This is a genomic window from Pseudomonas sp. NY11955 (genome assembly GCF_048068035.1).
Classification (GTDB): Bacteria; Pseudomonadota; Gammaproteobacteria; order Pseudomonadales; family Pseudomonadaceae; genus Aquipseudomonas.
The window spans coordinates 74,716-87,375 of record NZ_JBLUPS010000006.1 but is presented as its reverse complement, the minus strand read 5'-3'; the positions used below and the strand labels follow the sequence as shown (position 1 = coordinate 87,375).

12 protein-coding genes are annotated in these 12,660 nt (G+C 64.0%); 6 read left to right on the top strand and 6 right to left on the bottom strand.

Features of this window, described 5'->3' with window-relative positions; all coding sequences use genetic code 11:
• Positions 1-7: 7 nt before the first annotated feature.
• On the top strand, positions 8-1,588 hold the full coding sequence (locus ACNFBR_RS13355) for an aldehyde dehydrogenase (NADP(+)) (RefSeq protein ID WP_416735334.1): 1,581 nt from the start codon (positions 8-10) through the stop codon (positions 1,586-1,588).
• Positions 1,589-1,732: 144 nt separating this feature from the next.
• On the opposite strand, the gene ACNFBR_RS13350 is transcribed toward ACNFBR_RS13355, so the two are convergent.
• Positions 1,733-2,482: a FadR/GntR family transcriptional regulator gene (locus tag ACNFBR_RS13350; protein WP_416735333.1), complete on the bottom strand. Its 750-nt coding sequence runs from the start codon at positions 2,480-2,482 to the stop codon at positions 1,733-1,735.
• A 198-nt stretch (positions 2,483-2,680) separates the two neighbouring features.
• Here ACNFBR_RS13350 and ACNFBR_RS13345 point away from each other — a divergent pair, with 198 nt between their 5' ends.
• Positions 2,681-3,331 carry a DUF998 domain-containing protein gene (locus ACNFBR_RS13345; RefSeq protein WP_416735332.1) on the top strand — a complete coding sequence of 217 codons (651 nt, stop codon included), beginning with the start codon at positions 2,681-2,683 and terminating at the stop codon, positions 3,329-3,331.
• 74 nt (positions 3,332-3,405) lie between these two features.
• Positions 3,406-3,735: a hypothetical protein gene (locus ACNFBR_RS13340; RefSeq protein ID WP_416735331.1), complete on the top strand. Its 330-nt coding sequence runs from the start codon at positions 3,406-3,408 to the stop codon at positions 3,733-3,735.
• A 144-nt stretch (positions 3,736-3,879) separates the two neighbouring features.
• On the opposite strand, the gene ACNFBR_RS13335 is transcribed toward ACNFBR_RS13340, so the two are convergent.
• The 3 genes from ACNFBR_RS13335 to ACNFBR_RS13325 form a co-directional block, all read right to left on the bottom strand.
• The gene (locus ACNFBR_RS13335; RefSeq protein ID WP_416735330.1) at positions 3,880-4,800 is read right to left on the bottom strand and encodes a LysR family transcriptional regulator; all 921 of its coding nucleotides are present in this window, start codon (positions 4,798-4,800) and stop codon (positions 3,880-3,882) included.
• A gap of 40 nt (positions 4,801-4,840) precedes the next feature.
• Positions 4,841-5,815, bottom strand: a complete 975-nt coding sequence (locus tag ACNFBR_RS13330; RefSeq protein WP_416735329.1) for a quinone oxidoreductase family protein — start codon at positions 5,813-5,815, stop codon at positions 4,841-4,843.
• A gap of 113 nt (positions 5,816-5,928) precedes the next feature.
• Positions 5,929-7,143: a YeeE/YedE family protein gene (locus tag ACNFBR_RS13325; RefSeq protein ID WP_416735328.1), complete on the bottom strand. Its 1,215-nt coding sequence runs from the start codon at positions 7,141-7,143 to the stop codon at positions 5,929-5,931.
• 138 nt (positions 7,144-7,281) lie between these two features.
• On the opposite strand from ACNFBR_RS13325, the gene ACNFBR_RS13320 reads away from it, so the two are divergent.
• Positions 7,282-8,190 (top strand): LysR family transcriptional regulator, encoded by a 909-nt coding sequence (locus ACNFBR_RS13320; RefSeq protein ID WP_416735327.1) that lies wholly within the window; start codon positions 7,282-7,284, stop codon positions 8,188-8,190.
• Here the strand turns inward: ACNFBR_RS13320 and ACNFBR_RS13315 are convergent, their stop codons facing one another.
• On the bottom strand, positions 8,191-8,709 hold the full coding sequence (locus ACNFBR_RS13315; RefSeq protein ID WP_416735326.1) for a DMT family transporter: 519 nt from the start codon (positions 8,707-8,709) through the stop codon (positions 8,191-8,193).
• 201 nt (positions 8,710-8,910) lie between these two features.
• On the opposite strand from ACNFBR_RS13315, the gene ACNFBR_RS13310 reads away from it, so the two are divergent.
• The gene (locus ACNFBR_RS13310) at positions 8,911-9,675 is read left to right on the top strand and encodes a hypothetical protein (protein ID WP_416735325.1); all 765 of its coding nucleotides are present in this window, start codon (positions 8,911-8,913) and stop codon (positions 9,673-9,675) included.
• 4 nt (positions 9,676-9,679) lie between these two features.
• On the opposite strand, the gene ACNFBR_RS13305 is transcribed toward ACNFBR_RS13310, so the two are convergent.
• Positions 9,680-10,261 (bottom strand): hypothetical protein, encoded by a 582-nt coding sequence (locus ACNFBR_RS13305; RefSeq protein ID WP_416735324.1) that lies wholly within the window; start codon positions 10,259-10,261, stop codon positions 9,680-9,682.
• Between the two features lie 225 nt (positions 10,262-10,486).
• Here ACNFBR_RS13305 and ACNFBR_RS13300 point away from each other — a divergent pair, with 225 nt between their 5' ends.
• Positions 10,487-12,619, top strand: coding sequence for a TonB-dependent receptor (locus ACNFBR_RS13300; protein WP_416735323.1), 2,133 nt, complete (start codon positions 10,487-10,489; stop codon positions 12,617-12,619).
• Positions 12,620-12,660 lie beyond the last annotated feature (41 nt).

The window sequence follows — 12,660 nt, the reverse complement described above, 5'->3', positions numbered from 1 at the left end:
GCACCCCATGCCTGAAATCCTCGGCCACAACTTCATCGCCGGTCAGCGCAGCGCCGCTGGCCCACAGCGCCTGCAGAGCCTGGACGCCAGCACTGGCGAAGCCCTGCCCTACAGCTTCGCCCAAGCCACCGAGGCCGAAGTGGATCAGGCCGCCAAGGCCGCCGCTGCCGCCTTCGCCGAATTCCGCCAACTGGCCCCGGCACGTCGTGCCGAGTTCCTCGATGCCATTGCCGCTGAACTTGACGAACTGGACGACGCCTTCGTCGCCATCGTCTGCCGCGAAACCGCCTTGCCCGCCGCCCGCATCCAGGGCGAGCGTGGCCGCACCAGCGGGCAGATGCGCTTGTTTGCCCAGGTGCTGCGCCGCGGCGACTTCCTGGGTGCGCGCATCGACCTGGCGCTGCCCGAGCGCCAGCCGCTGCCGCGCGTAGACCTGCGCCAGATGCGCATCGGCGTCGGCCCGGTCGCCGTGTTTGGCGCCAGCAACTTCCCGCTGGCCTTCTCCACCGCCGGCGGTGACACCGCCGCCGCCCTGGCCGCCGGCTGCCCGGTGGTATTCAAGGCGCACAGTGGCCACATGGCCACCGCCGACCTGGTCAGCTGCGCCATCCTGCGCGCCGCCGAGCGAACCGGCATGCCCAAGGGTGTGTTCAACATGGTATTCGGAGGTGGCGTGGGCGAATGGCTGGTCAAGCACCCGGCCATCCAGGCCGTTGGCTTTACCGGTTCGCTGAAAGGCGGCGACGCCCTGTGCCGCATGGCCGCCGAGCGCCCGCAGCCAATCCCGGTGTTCGCCGAGATGTCCAGTATCAACCCGGTCATCATCCTGCCGGGTGCGCTGGCCAAGCGTGGCGAGGCCATCGCACGCGAACTGGCTGGCTCCGTGTGCATGGGTGCCGGGCAGTTCTGCACCAACCCAGGCCTGGTGATCGGCCTGCAGTCGCCACAGTACAGCCAGTTGCTCGCCGACCTGGGCCAACACCTGGACCAGCAAGCCGGCCAGACCATGCTCAACGCGGGTGGCCTGCGCAGCTACGTCGGCGGCGTTGAGCACTTGCATGCCCACGCCGGAATCGAGCACCTGGCCGGCCAGCCACAAGCAGGCAACCAAGCGCGCGCCCAGTTGTTCAAAGCCGATGCACGCCTGCTGGTCGAGTCCGACCCACTGCTGCAAGAGGAGGTGTTCGGCCCTACCACCGTGGCGGTGGAGGTTCGGGACAACGACCAACTGCGCGCCGCCCTGCTCGGCCTGCGCGGCCAACTGACCGCGACGCTGATTGGCGAGGCGCAAGACTTCGAAGCCTTCGCCTGGCTGGTGCCGCTGCTAGAGGAAAAAGTCGGGCGAATCCTGGTCAACGGCTACCCAACGGGTGTCGAAGTGTGTGATGCAATGGTGCACGGCGGGCCGTACCCGGCGACATCCGATGCCCGTGGCACCTCGGTCGGCACCTTGGCCATCGACCGCTTCCTGCGCCCAGTGTGCTACCAGAACTATCCGCAGGCATTGCTGCCCGAGGCTCTGCGCGACGGCAACCCGCTGGGGCTACGCCGGCTGGTGAATGGGCAATGGCGTGACGAGGCGATCTGATCGATTGCCTGATACAAGAAAGCCCCGCACTTGACGGGGCTTTCTTTTGGCTGCAACGGCCTCTTCGCGGGCTTGCCCGCTCCCACAGGGCCATCACAACGTCTGAAAACTACGCAAAACCTGTAGGAGCGGGCAGCAGATAGCTCAGACCCCTTGTGCTTCAGCCTCCTCGTGAGCCTGACGCAAGCGCTCGCGGCTGTTGCTCAGGTGCATGCGCATGGCCATCTTCGCCCCTTCGCTGTCACGCCGGGCAATCGCTTCGTAAATCGCCTCGTGCTCATGCATCAACCGGCTCATGTAGTGCGCCTGGTCATCATGGGCCAGCCGCGCCGAATTCAGCCGGGTGCGCGGGATGATGCTGGTGCCCAGGTGGTTGATGATATCGGCGAAGTAGTGGTTACCGCTGGCCTGGGCAATGCGCAGGTGGAACTGGAAGTCCGCCGACACCGCATCCGTGGCATGGGCCGCCCCTTCGTTGAGTTCATCCAGCGCCGCCCGCATGCCGGACAGTTCTTCATCGCTGCGCCGCTGGGCCGCCAGCCCGGCTGACTCGATCTCCAGGGCAATGCGCAATTCCAGCACCGCCAGCACTTCGCGCAGGGTGACCACAGTGGCCGGGTCGATGCGAAAGCCCCCGGTGGCCGGCGCATCCAGCACGAAGGTACCGATACCGTGACGGGTCTCGACCTGCCCGGCGGCCTGCAGCCGCGAGATCGCCTCGCGCACCACCGTGCGGCTGACGCCCTCTTCGGCCATGATCTGCGATTCGGTCGGCAGCTTGTCGCCGCGCTTGAGCTGGCCGCTGCGAATGCGCTCGGTCAGCACCGTGACCAGTTCCTGGGCCAGACTGCGCGGCTTGCGCCGGGTCCTTGCCTGTACCTGCTGCTCTGTCATTGCCCTGTATTTCACCTTGAAAGACAGCGCTCATCATAGCGCAAGCAGTTGTACGATCACATACTCCCGGTGCGGTATTTATTGCCCACCTTTACAGGCCCCAGCCCAGGAAAAACCCGTAGAAGCACTGGCCCAAGGCCCGCGCAAGCCTGTACTGTGCGCCTTCACGCTCACTCATCCAAGGAAGGAAACCGCAGCATGAAAACCCTCGACCGCCTGTTGCTCGGCAGCGGCTTGCTGATACCCCTCTGGCTGCTGGCAGGGGTATGGCTCACCGCCCACGCCTACCCCGGCTACGACCATCTGCAACAGGCCATGAGCCAACTCGGTGCGGCAGGTTCACCCACCCAGCACTGGTCGCCATGGGTCAACAACTTCCCTCTAGCGGTACTGTTTGCCCTGTTTGCCTGGGGCCTGGCACGGCGTTGGCGCGGCTCGAAGTTGGCACTGTTGAGTGCAGGCCTGGTGTTGCTGCATGGCATCGGCAGCCTGGGTACGGGCTGGTTCCCCTGCGACCAGGGGTGCGCACCGGCGCAACCCTCCACTTCTCAACAGCTGCACAATCTGTCCGGCCTGCTGATGTTCCTCTCACTGACCTTGGCCAACGGCCTCTGGGCATGGCTGGGCAGCCGCCTTGCCGGCTCCCGCGCCCTGGCGCTGTTCTCCCTGGGCTGCGTGGTGCTGGCTATCGCCACCGTCGCATTGATGGGCCAGGCAGCGCAAAGCGGCCAGTTGTTCGGCCTGTATCAACGCCTGAACTACGGTGTGTCGGTGCTCTGGATTGCCAGCCTGGCCTGGACAAGCCTGCGCAAGCCAGCCGCACCTGCGCTACGTATGGCTGTGATCTGACGGCAAACTGCTGGCCCCCCGCCTTGCAAAGCGAAGGCAAACTCCGTTTTCCTTCAGATGCTTAGGACAGCAACATGCGAGTACTTCTAGCAGCAACGACCGGCTGCCTGATGGCCACGCTGGCTTTCGGCGCCCAGGCCCGGGCACTGAGCCAGAACGATCGCCAAACCTGCGGCTGGGGTGCGCAGATAGCTGCCGAAGCCCAGCAGGCCAAGCTTTCCGGGGTGACGCTGTACGCCACGCGCAAGAAGCTGCAGGTACGCAAATTCCCCAAACCGTGGATGCGCATGACCGCCTTCGGCATTACCGAGCAGACCTACAACAGCCGCTCGCGGCTCAAGCCTGCAGCGATCAAGCAGACCTACTACGAACAGTGTGTTCAGCATGCCGTAGCAAAGCGATAATTCTTTATTTATCAATAAATTATGCGGCAAACATAAAGCCCTGTAGGAGCAGCCTTGTGCTGCGAAGAGGCCGGTACAGCCAGTAGAGATGTGTGGGCTGTACCGGCCTCTTCGCAGCACAAGGCTGCTCCTACAATGACCGTGTCAGGGCCGCCAAGGGGCACCGGCCTTGAAGCGTTCCTCCAACCAGAGCTTGAAGGCACCCAACGCCGCTGTGTTCAGGCGCGCGGTCGGCCGCACCAGGTAAATGCCCGCCGCCACGTCCAGTTGCCATTGCGGCAACACCCTGACCAGGCGGCCGCTGGCCAGGTCCTCGCCCATCAGCCAGTCACCCCCGGCCAAAATCCCCACACCGCGCCGCGCCGCCTCCAGCAGCGCTTCGTTGTCATTGCTGCGCAGGTTGCCGGCAACCTTGACACTTACCAGCTGCGTTCCACTCATCAGGCGCCATTCAGGAAATGAACGCAAGCCACTGAAACCTAAGCAATTGTGACCGGACAAATGCGCGGGCTGTGAAGGTACGCCATGGCGGGCGAGGTACTGGGGCGAAGCGCACAGGATGCGCACGTGGTCACACAGCTTCCTCGCCACCAGGCGATTGTCCGCCAGTTCCCCAATACGGATCGCGGCGTCGAACCCCTCGCCAATCAGGTCGACGAAACGGTCGGCATATTCGGCTTCCACCGTTACCTGGGGGTAGGCCAGCACAAAGTCGGCGAGCATCCCGCTCAACCAGCGCCGGCCCATGGCCGCCGGCAATGCCAGGCGCAGGCGCCCACGCACCGTCGCCGCGCCCTCGGCAGCCTCCTGTTCCGCCTCGGCAATCAGCCGGCTGGCCTCGCGCACCTTGGCTACCAGCCGCTCGCCCTCATCGGTAAAGCGCAGCTGCCGCGTGCTGCGCTCCACCAAGCGAATGCCCAGCCGCGCCTCAAGTGCGCTCAGGCGTTTCGACAGCACCGTGGGGTGGCGCTCCAGCTGCCGCCCGGCAGCGGCAAACGAGCCCTGCTCATGCAAGGCCAGCAAGGTGGCAAGTTCATCGGCGCGGCGGCTGTCGAAGGCATCCATGGCAGGCTCGGTTCAGGGCAGTGAGGTCAGGAATCGGGCATCAGGCAGTCAGCACCAGCGCGCCCTCCGACCGCCCTTGCTCCAGGTCCTCGTGGGCCTTGGCAGCATCGGCCAGTGGGTAGCGACGCCAGACCCGAGGCTGGATGATACCCTCGTCAACCGCTGCGAGCACATCGGCCGCGCGCTGCTGGTACTCCTCGATTGTACGCGTGTGTGCCGCCAGCGACGGCCGGGTCAGGTACAGCGAACCCTTGGCATTGAGCGTGGCCACCTCAATGGCCGCCGGTGCACCGGAGGTGCCGCCGAACGATACCAACAGGCCACGCAACCGGAGGCTGTCCAGCGAGGCCTCCAGCGACACCTTACCCACGCAGTCATACACCACGTCCACCCCTTGTCCTTGGGTCAACTCGCGCACCTGGCCGGCCAAGGTCGCCGCGTCGAACACCAGCACATGATGGCAGCCTGCCGCTTGTGCCCTCGCCACACTTTGCGGGCGCGACACCACACCAATCACCGTCGCCCCCAGGTACCGCGCCCAAGGCGCCATCAACTGGCCCAAGGCACCGGCCGCGCCGTACAGCAGCACCTGTGTACCCGGCCCAACGGCAAAGGTGGTTTTCAACAGGTATTGCGCAGTGATGCCTTTGAACAGCACTGCAGCGGCAGCCTCGTCCTCCAGCCGCGGCGGCAGCTTGACCAGCCGTTCGGCCGGAAACAGCCGGCCGCTGGCATAAGCGCCGACCGGCCCCATCGCATAGGCAACCCGGTCGCCTACCTGCACGTTGTGCACCCCATCGCCGATGGCCGTGACCCTGCCCGCACCTTCCAGGCCCAGGCCTGACGGCAATGTCAGCGCTGCGCCGCCCTTGCGCTGCAATACGTCCAGCGGGTTCACACCCATGGCTGTCTGTTCCAGCCAGACCTGCCCAGGCCCTGGAGTGTGCACCGCCATGTGTTCGAGCTGCATGACATCGGCATTGCCGGTGCCAGTGAGGATGATGCGAGTAACCATGATCGAATCCTGTTGAATGGGTGTTCGAGTCAGGCTAATCAGGTAGGCAAAGTTGAACAATCAGGTGGGATGCAGATGATTTCTGCACCCCTTGCAGCAATTGAATGTGCGCTTCAGCACCCGCTCAGTACTGCGGGTCGGCGCTCACCGGCGAAGAACAGCGGGCGCAGGCGCACACCGATCAGGTTGCCGGCATAGGCCGCCACCAGCCACAGCCAGCCATGCACGCTGCCCGAGGCGATACCGCTGAAATACGCACCGATGTTGCAGCCATACGCCAGGCGCGAACCGTAACCCAGCAGCAGGCCGCCAATCACTGCGGCCACCAGCGACGGCAGCGGGATCTTCAGGCTTGGCGCAAAGCGCCCGGCCAGGCCAGCCGCCAGCAGTGCACCCAGCACGATGCCCAGGTCCATCACCGTGGTGATGTCCTGCCACAGCGGTGCCGCCAGGGCCTTGGCATTGGCCGGCGTCTGCCAGAACACCCAACTGCCAACGTCCACACCCAGCCCGTTGAGCACCTTGGCGCCCCACAGGGCGAACGCCGAGGTAATGCCCCATGGCCGCCCCGCCAGCGCCAAGGTCGCGTAGTTCAACAAGGCCAGGGCGATAGCGCCCCACAGCAATGGCCAAGGACCGCGCAGGAAGCGACGCAGGCCCTGGTGTTCGCTGGCAACCGGCGCCTCAAGCGCGCCATGCCGACGCTTTTCCAGCACCACGGTGGCCCAGGCGATCAGCCCGAACACGGCCAAGCTAACCAGCAGCGCAGGCCCTACCCCCCAGGCTTGCACGATCGAGGTGGCCGGGAACGACGGCAAGGCGAACCACCAATCGGCATGATGGGTAGCGCTGACCGAGCCGATGATGAAAAACAGCAAGGTCACCAGCATGCGCGCATTACCGCCCCCCACGGTGAACAGCGTGCCCGATGCGCAGCCGCCCCCCAGCTGCATGCCGATGCCGAAAATGAACGCACCGAACACCACAGAGACACCCGCCGGGGCTACCAGGCCGGTGACCGGGTTGCCGAACAGGCTACCTGCCGAAAGCGCCGGGAAAAACAGCAGCACGGCCAGGGTCAGCATGACCATCTGCGCGCGCAGGCCTGCGCCACGTCGCTCGTTGATGAACACTCGCCAGGCCGAAGTGAAACCGAAGGCAGCATGGTACAGCGTCAGGCCAAGCGCGGCGCCGACCAGCAGCAACAAAACCTGCTTGAAGCCGGCATTGAGGTTGAGGAACCAGGCGCCAGCCAGCAGCAAGGCCAAGGCGATGATTGGTGCGCCAAGGCGACGCGATTCGGGTGTGGCAGTTGCGGAAAGACCCATCGGAATACTCGGATAACAGTGAAACGGACGGGGAGTATAACGCTAGACAGGTCGGCGCAGTCTTTTGCGGGGGCAATGTGGCCGCATCATTTGTTAAGCTGATTCAAACCGTCTAATTTTCCCCGGACCATTCACCCTATGGATGAGCTGCGCAAGATCGACCTCAACCTGCTGCTCGCCTTGCACGCTTTGCTCAGCGAAAAGCATGTGACCCGTGCCGCGCTGCGCCTGCACCGCAGTCAACCGGCGGTCAGCCACGCCCTGGCGCAACTGCGCAAGCACTTCGACGACCCTTTGCTGGTACGCCAGGGCGGCGGCATGGCCCTCAGCGCCCGCGCCCAGTCGCTGGCCCAGCCCCTGCAAGATGCCCTGGGCAACCTCAACGGTCTGCTAGCTACTCCGCTGTTCGAACCAGCCAGGGCCCAGCGCCGTTTCCGGCTGTCGCTATCCGACTACTCCTCGCGCCTTGTTCTGCCGCCACTGCTGCGCCATTTGCGCCAGGTAGCTCCCGGAGTGGACCTGGCCATCAGCCAGGCCAGCCGCGAAACCATGTTGGCCCAACTGCTCGACGGCGAACTGGACTTGGCCCTGGGCCTGTTCCCCGAACTGCCTCAGGACATCACTGCCCAGCCCCTGTTTGCCGACCGTTTCATCAGCGTTGCTGATCGCCAGGTGTTGCCCGCCAGCGGTGGCCTGGACCTGGAAGACTGGCTGGCGCGCCCGCATGTGTTGATGGCCATGCGCCCGGATGCCTTCGATGAAATCGAGCGCGCACTGGCCGCCCAGGGCCTGCGCCGCCGTATTGCCTTGGCCCTGCCACATTGGAGCGCCGCGGTCGAAGTGCTGGCCGGCACCGACCTGATCCTCACGGTAGCCAGCCGCGCCGTAGGGTCGCTGCGCCAGCACAAGACACTGCGCCAGTTCACTCCGCCGCTGGCCATTCCCTCGTTCGACTACCAGCAGGCCTGGCACAGCCGCAAGGACAGCGACCCCGGGCACCGCTGGCTGCGCGAAACCGTGTGGGCCTGCAGCCAGCCAGGGCGCTGATCAGTTTTCATGCTGATTGACAGCCACCGAGGCCTTGGCCGGCGACGCCTTCGCCCAAGTGCCCTGTACCAGCAGCACGCCACACAGGATCAGCGCTACACCTGCCAGCCTGGCCAGGCTGAGCGGCTTGCCGCTCAGCCCCATCAGCCCGAAGTGGTCGGCAAGCACCGCCGTGATGATCTGCCCTGCCACCACCAGCACCAGAAACCCCGCCGCGCCCAGCTTGGGAGTAAGCGCGGCGGCACCGGCCACATACATCGCCCCCAGCACACCCCCGACCCACAGCCACCATGGCCCCTGCAACGCCTTGCCCAAATCTGGCACGGGCACCCTGAGGATCAGCAGCGCAGCGATTACCACCAGCGAACTCACCGTCAACGACGTGAATGCCCCCCACAACCAATGCCCAAGCGCCCGGCCGACGGCGGCATTACCCGCGGCCTGAAACGGCAGTACCGCCCCGGCAAGCAACGCCAAGGCAAAGGGAAGCACCAGCAGGCACAGGGTTTTACTGAACATGGCAATCCTCATTGCTGAACGGTAGCCAGGCCATGATCGAAAATTCCCCATGCTTATGGAAATCGAAAGTATGCACGCACACTATTCGCCACACGCATGAATGGATACGTTTTCCGCCAATTGAGCTAGGCTCCTGTGCCGTCGCGAAACCCCAAGGGCCTCGCTACACGCAAACCAACCTGATGTGATGGAACACATTCGATGACAGATGAACGCAAAACCCTGATTGATCGGGGGCAGTTGCCAACCCGCAACCTCGCCGAATGCCTGGCAGTGGATCAGAGAACCTTGGTCGGCTCATTGGCCAATCTGCTGCCAGCTACACTCATCGACCATTTGACCGCCTGCGCTGAAGACACAGCCTCGCTGGGCCTGTCGAAGAAAATCGCAGCCATCGGGCTGGCTCTGGGGCAATGGTTGGAGCAGGCGTCCTCGCCGATGGGCGAGCAAGTGTTGGCGCAATGCAGCTCGCATGCTTCCGATACCGTGCGCAGTTGGGCGGCCTTTGCCCAGGCGCATTTATCGCGCACGCAGTTGCTGGAGCCTGCACTGCTGGCTCAATTGCGATTCGCTCGCGATGAGCATTTTGGCGTGCGCGAGTGGGCCTGGATGGCCCTGCGCCCGCGACTGGCCCGGGAACTGGACGCAGCCCTTGCACTGCTCGAGCCGTATGCGGGCGATAGGGACCCACTGGTAAGGCGCTTCTGCATCGAAGTGCTGCGCCCACGCGGGGTGTGGTGCGAGCACATCGGCGCTCTCAAGCAAACGCCGGAAGTGGCTGAGCCGCTGCTGGTACCGCGGCTGGCAGAAGCTGATAAGTACGCTCAGGACTCGGTCGCCAATTGGCTCAATGACGCCAGCAAGACCCGCCCGGACTGGGTGGTCCAGCTGTTCGCGCGCCATCCGCCGTCATGCAAGGCATCACGACGGATCCATACACGGGCGACCCGCAGCCTACCTCGATGAATGCTCAGCGCGAGGTTTCAACCCGCAGCACTTCGGTGTGGATCGCATCGACCGTCTGGCCAACCTTGAGGTTCTTCATGCGCGCCTGCAGGTCCGGGCTCTCGACCTTGACCACCTGCAGCTTGCCCTCTGGCGGCAGCAGGCTCACCTCATGTTGCTTCAGGTCGATCTTCTTGATCTGCGAGGTGACCCTGACCTGGCGGAATGCCTCGCCGCCCGGGTTGGGGTTTTGCGCAGTGGCGCGAATGGTGCCGGACTCCTCGCTGGCCTTCGGCGCCCCACCCACATCAGTGTTGAGCACATAAGCCACGGCGCGGGTGACGAAGATGTCGACCTGGTCGCCCACCTTGAGATTCGGCAAGGCCTTGGCCTTTTCCGTGAGCTGGAAGGTCACATCCTTCTTGTTATCAGGGCCCTTCACCGTCACCTGGCGGTTGGCCAGGTCGATGGCCGTAACCTGCGTGGTGACGTGGCTTTCCAGCGCCTCGCTGGCAATCGGGATATCAGCAGCGTACGCCGAGAGGCTGGCAGCGGATACCAATGTGGCCAGGGCAACTGCACGAGCGAGAGAACGAATCGGGTTCATAGGCCTGCTTCCATGTGATCAAGACCAAAAAAGGGTGCGAAAGACTCACGCGCCAACAAGCATAGACGTTGCCCACCACCCTGCCCGCACACACCCGCTGCGACCTATTTCGTCTGCTTCACGCCGCCGCATGCTTGTAATAGCAAATGCGAACTCTTTACACTTGCTTTACATTTACAAATCATTACTATTCGTGACCTCCAAAACAACAAAGAGTCACCTGTAATGGCAAAAAGGTCTGTTGCCCCGGCATCCATTTCCATGCTGGGCCTACTGGTTGTACCTGCTGTTCACGCTGCCGTTCAAACCCCAGCGCAGGGTAGCCTCGCCCTGCCCGCCACCGCCGTCACCAGCGCCTATGAGCAGCAAAGCTACAAGGCCAGTGAAAGCCGCAGCGCCATGAAGATCGACGCCCCGCTGCGCGATATCCCGCAAACCGTCAACGTCGTGCCCGAGAGCGTGATCAAGGATCAGGGCGCGCAGTCCATGGAAGACGTGCTGAAGAACGTGCCCGGCATCGGCCTGTCCAACGGCGACGGCCAACGCGACCAGGTGACCATCCGCGGCTTCAGCGCCATTGGCGACATGTACATCGACGGCGTGCGCGACGACGCCCTGTACTTCCGTGACCTGTCCAACGTCGAGCGTGTCGAGGTGATCAAGGGCCCAGCCGCCGTGCTGTATGGCCGTGGTTCTTCGGGCGGGCTGATCAACAGCATCAGCAAAAAGCCAAGCTTCACGCCCAAACGCGAAGTGGGCATGAGCTTCGACAGCGAAGGCAAACGCCGCACCCAGTTCGACACCGGTTGGGCCGACCCGCAAAGTAACCAGGCCTACCGCGTGACCGGCGCCTTCGAAGACAGTGACACCTTCCGCGATGATGGCTACATCGACCGCAAGGCCATCGCGCCTTCAGCCTACTTCCGCCTTTCGGACGACCTGGAACTGAACCTGGGCGCCACCTACCTGTATGACAAGCGCCTGATCGACTTCGGCATCCCGGCCTTGGGTAACCGCCCGGTGGATGTAGACCGCGACAAGCGCTTCGGCTCTGGCGATGCCGACCAGGACTACGCCCGCAGCGAGGTGTTCTCGCTGACCGCCAGCCTGGACTATCGCATCAACGACAGCTTCACCCTGACCAACACCAGCCGTTACTACCGCTACGACCTGGACCGCAACAACACCTTGGCCGACAGCAGCCCGACACGCTTCGTCACCGCGCCCAATGGCGAACTGCTGGTCAAGCTCAACCGTGGCAACGTTGCCCGTGACGAGTACGGGGTGTTCAACCAGACCGAACTCAAGCAACAGGCGCAATTGGCCGGTATGCAGCACAACCTGCTGTATGGCGTGGAAGTGGGCTTCCAGGACAAGTACCAGCGCGTACTGAGCCAGAACAATGTGGCCCAGGTGCCGGTCTATCGCGATGCCCTGGTGCCTGTACCCGACCACGCTGCCAACCTGTCGTCCAAGGGCACCAACTTCCAGCAAACCACCGGCCTGTACCTGCAGGACATGATCGAACTGAACGAGCACTGGAAGGCGTTGGTGGGTGTGCGCTATGACATCTTTGGCCAGGAATACGACGACGACCGCGTGCAGAACGTCGACCTCGACCGCACCGACAAGACCTGGAGCCCGCGTGCCGGCCTGGTCTACCAGCCGGACGCCATCCAGTCCTACTACGTGTCGGTCAGCCGCAGCTACCAGCCGTCGGGCGAAGTGTTCGCGGTCAGCCCGACCAACCAGCACCTGGAGCCGGAAGAAACCACCAACTACGAAATCGGCGCCAAATGGGACCTGCTGGACAGCCGCCTGTCGCTGACCGCCGCGGTGTTCCGCCTTGAGCGCACCAACATGAAGACTGCCGACCCGGCCAACCCCAACCTGACCGTACTGGCTGGCGAGCAACGTACCGATGGCTTCGAAGCCACGGTCAGCGGGCAGCTCACCGACAAGTGGCAGATCTACGCCGGCTACGCCTACCTGGATGCCGAAATCACCAAGTCCAACAGCAAGACCAATGGCGTGGCAAACGAAGGCCAGACGCCTACGCTGACGCCACGCAACAGCGCCAACGTCTGGCTGGTGCGCACCTTGAGCCCAGAGTGGCGCGTGGCCGCAGGTGCCAACTATGTCGACGAACGCTACACCGCGCTCGACAACGTGGTGGTGATGCCGGGCTACACCACCCTCGACGCCGCGCTGCTGTACAGCGTGCCGCAGTGGGATGCCGCGCTGCGCCTGAAAAACGTGTTCGACCGTGACTACTATGCCTCGGCGCACGGCTCGGTAGACCTGGTTACCCCAGGGGCACCACGCACGCTGGAAGCCAGCTTCAACTACCGCTTCTGATGCCTGGTGCAGGAACCGGCCTGCGCGGCGTCGCCTAGCCC

Excerpts from the sequence above, each read along its gene's own strand:
- ACNFBR_RS13355 (WP_416735334.1), top strand. The coding sequence starts at position 8 with ATGCCTGAAATCCTCGGCCACAACTTCATCGCCGGTCAGCGCAGCGCC.
- ACNFBR_RS13350 (WP_416735333.1), bottom strand. The coding sequence starts at position 2,482 with ATGACAGAGCAGCAGGTACAGGCAAGGACCCGGCGCAAGCCGCGCAGT.
- ACNFBR_RS13345 (WP_416735332.1), top strand. The coding sequence starts at position 2,681 with ATGAAAACCCTCGACCGCCTGTTGCTCGGCAGCGGCTTGCTGATACCC.
- ACNFBR_RS13340 (WP_416735331.1), top strand. The coding sequence starts at position 3,406 with ATGCGAGTACTTCTAGCAGCAACGACCGGCTGCCTGATGGCCACGCTG.
- ACNFBR_RS13335 (WP_416735330.1), bottom strand. The coding sequence starts at position 4,800 with ATGGATGCCTTCGACAGCCGCCGCGCCGATGAACTTGCCACCTTGCTG.
- ACNFBR_RS13330 (WP_416735329.1), bottom strand. The coding sequence starts at position 5,815 with ATGGTTACTCGCATCATCCTCACTGGCACCGGCAATGCCGATGTCATG.
- ACNFBR_RS13325 (WP_416735328.1), bottom strand. The coding sequence starts at position 7,143 with ATGGGTCTTTCCGCAACTGCCACACCCGAATCGCGTCGCCTTGGCGCA.
- ACNFBR_RS13320 (WP_416735327.1), top strand. The coding sequence starts at position 7,282 with ATGGATGAGCTGCGCAAGATCGACCTCAACCTGCTGCTCGCCTTGCAC.
- ACNFBR_RS13315 (WP_416735326.1), bottom strand. The coding sequence starts at position 8,709 with ATGTTCAGTAAAACCCTGTGCCTGCTGGTGCTTCCCTTTGCCTTGGCG.
- ACNFBR_RS13310 (WP_416735325.1), top strand. The coding sequence starts at position 8,911 with ATGACAGATGAACGCAAAACCCTGATTGATCGGGGGCAGTTGCCAACC.
- ACNFBR_RS13305 (WP_416735324.1), bottom strand. The coding sequence starts at position 10,261 with ATGAACCCGATTCGTTCTCTCGCTCGTGCAGTTGCCCTGGCCACATTG.
- ACNFBR_RS13300 (WP_416735323.1), top strand. The coding sequence starts at position 10,487 with ATGGCAAAAAGGTCTGTTGCCCCGGCATCCATTTCCATGCTGGGCCTA.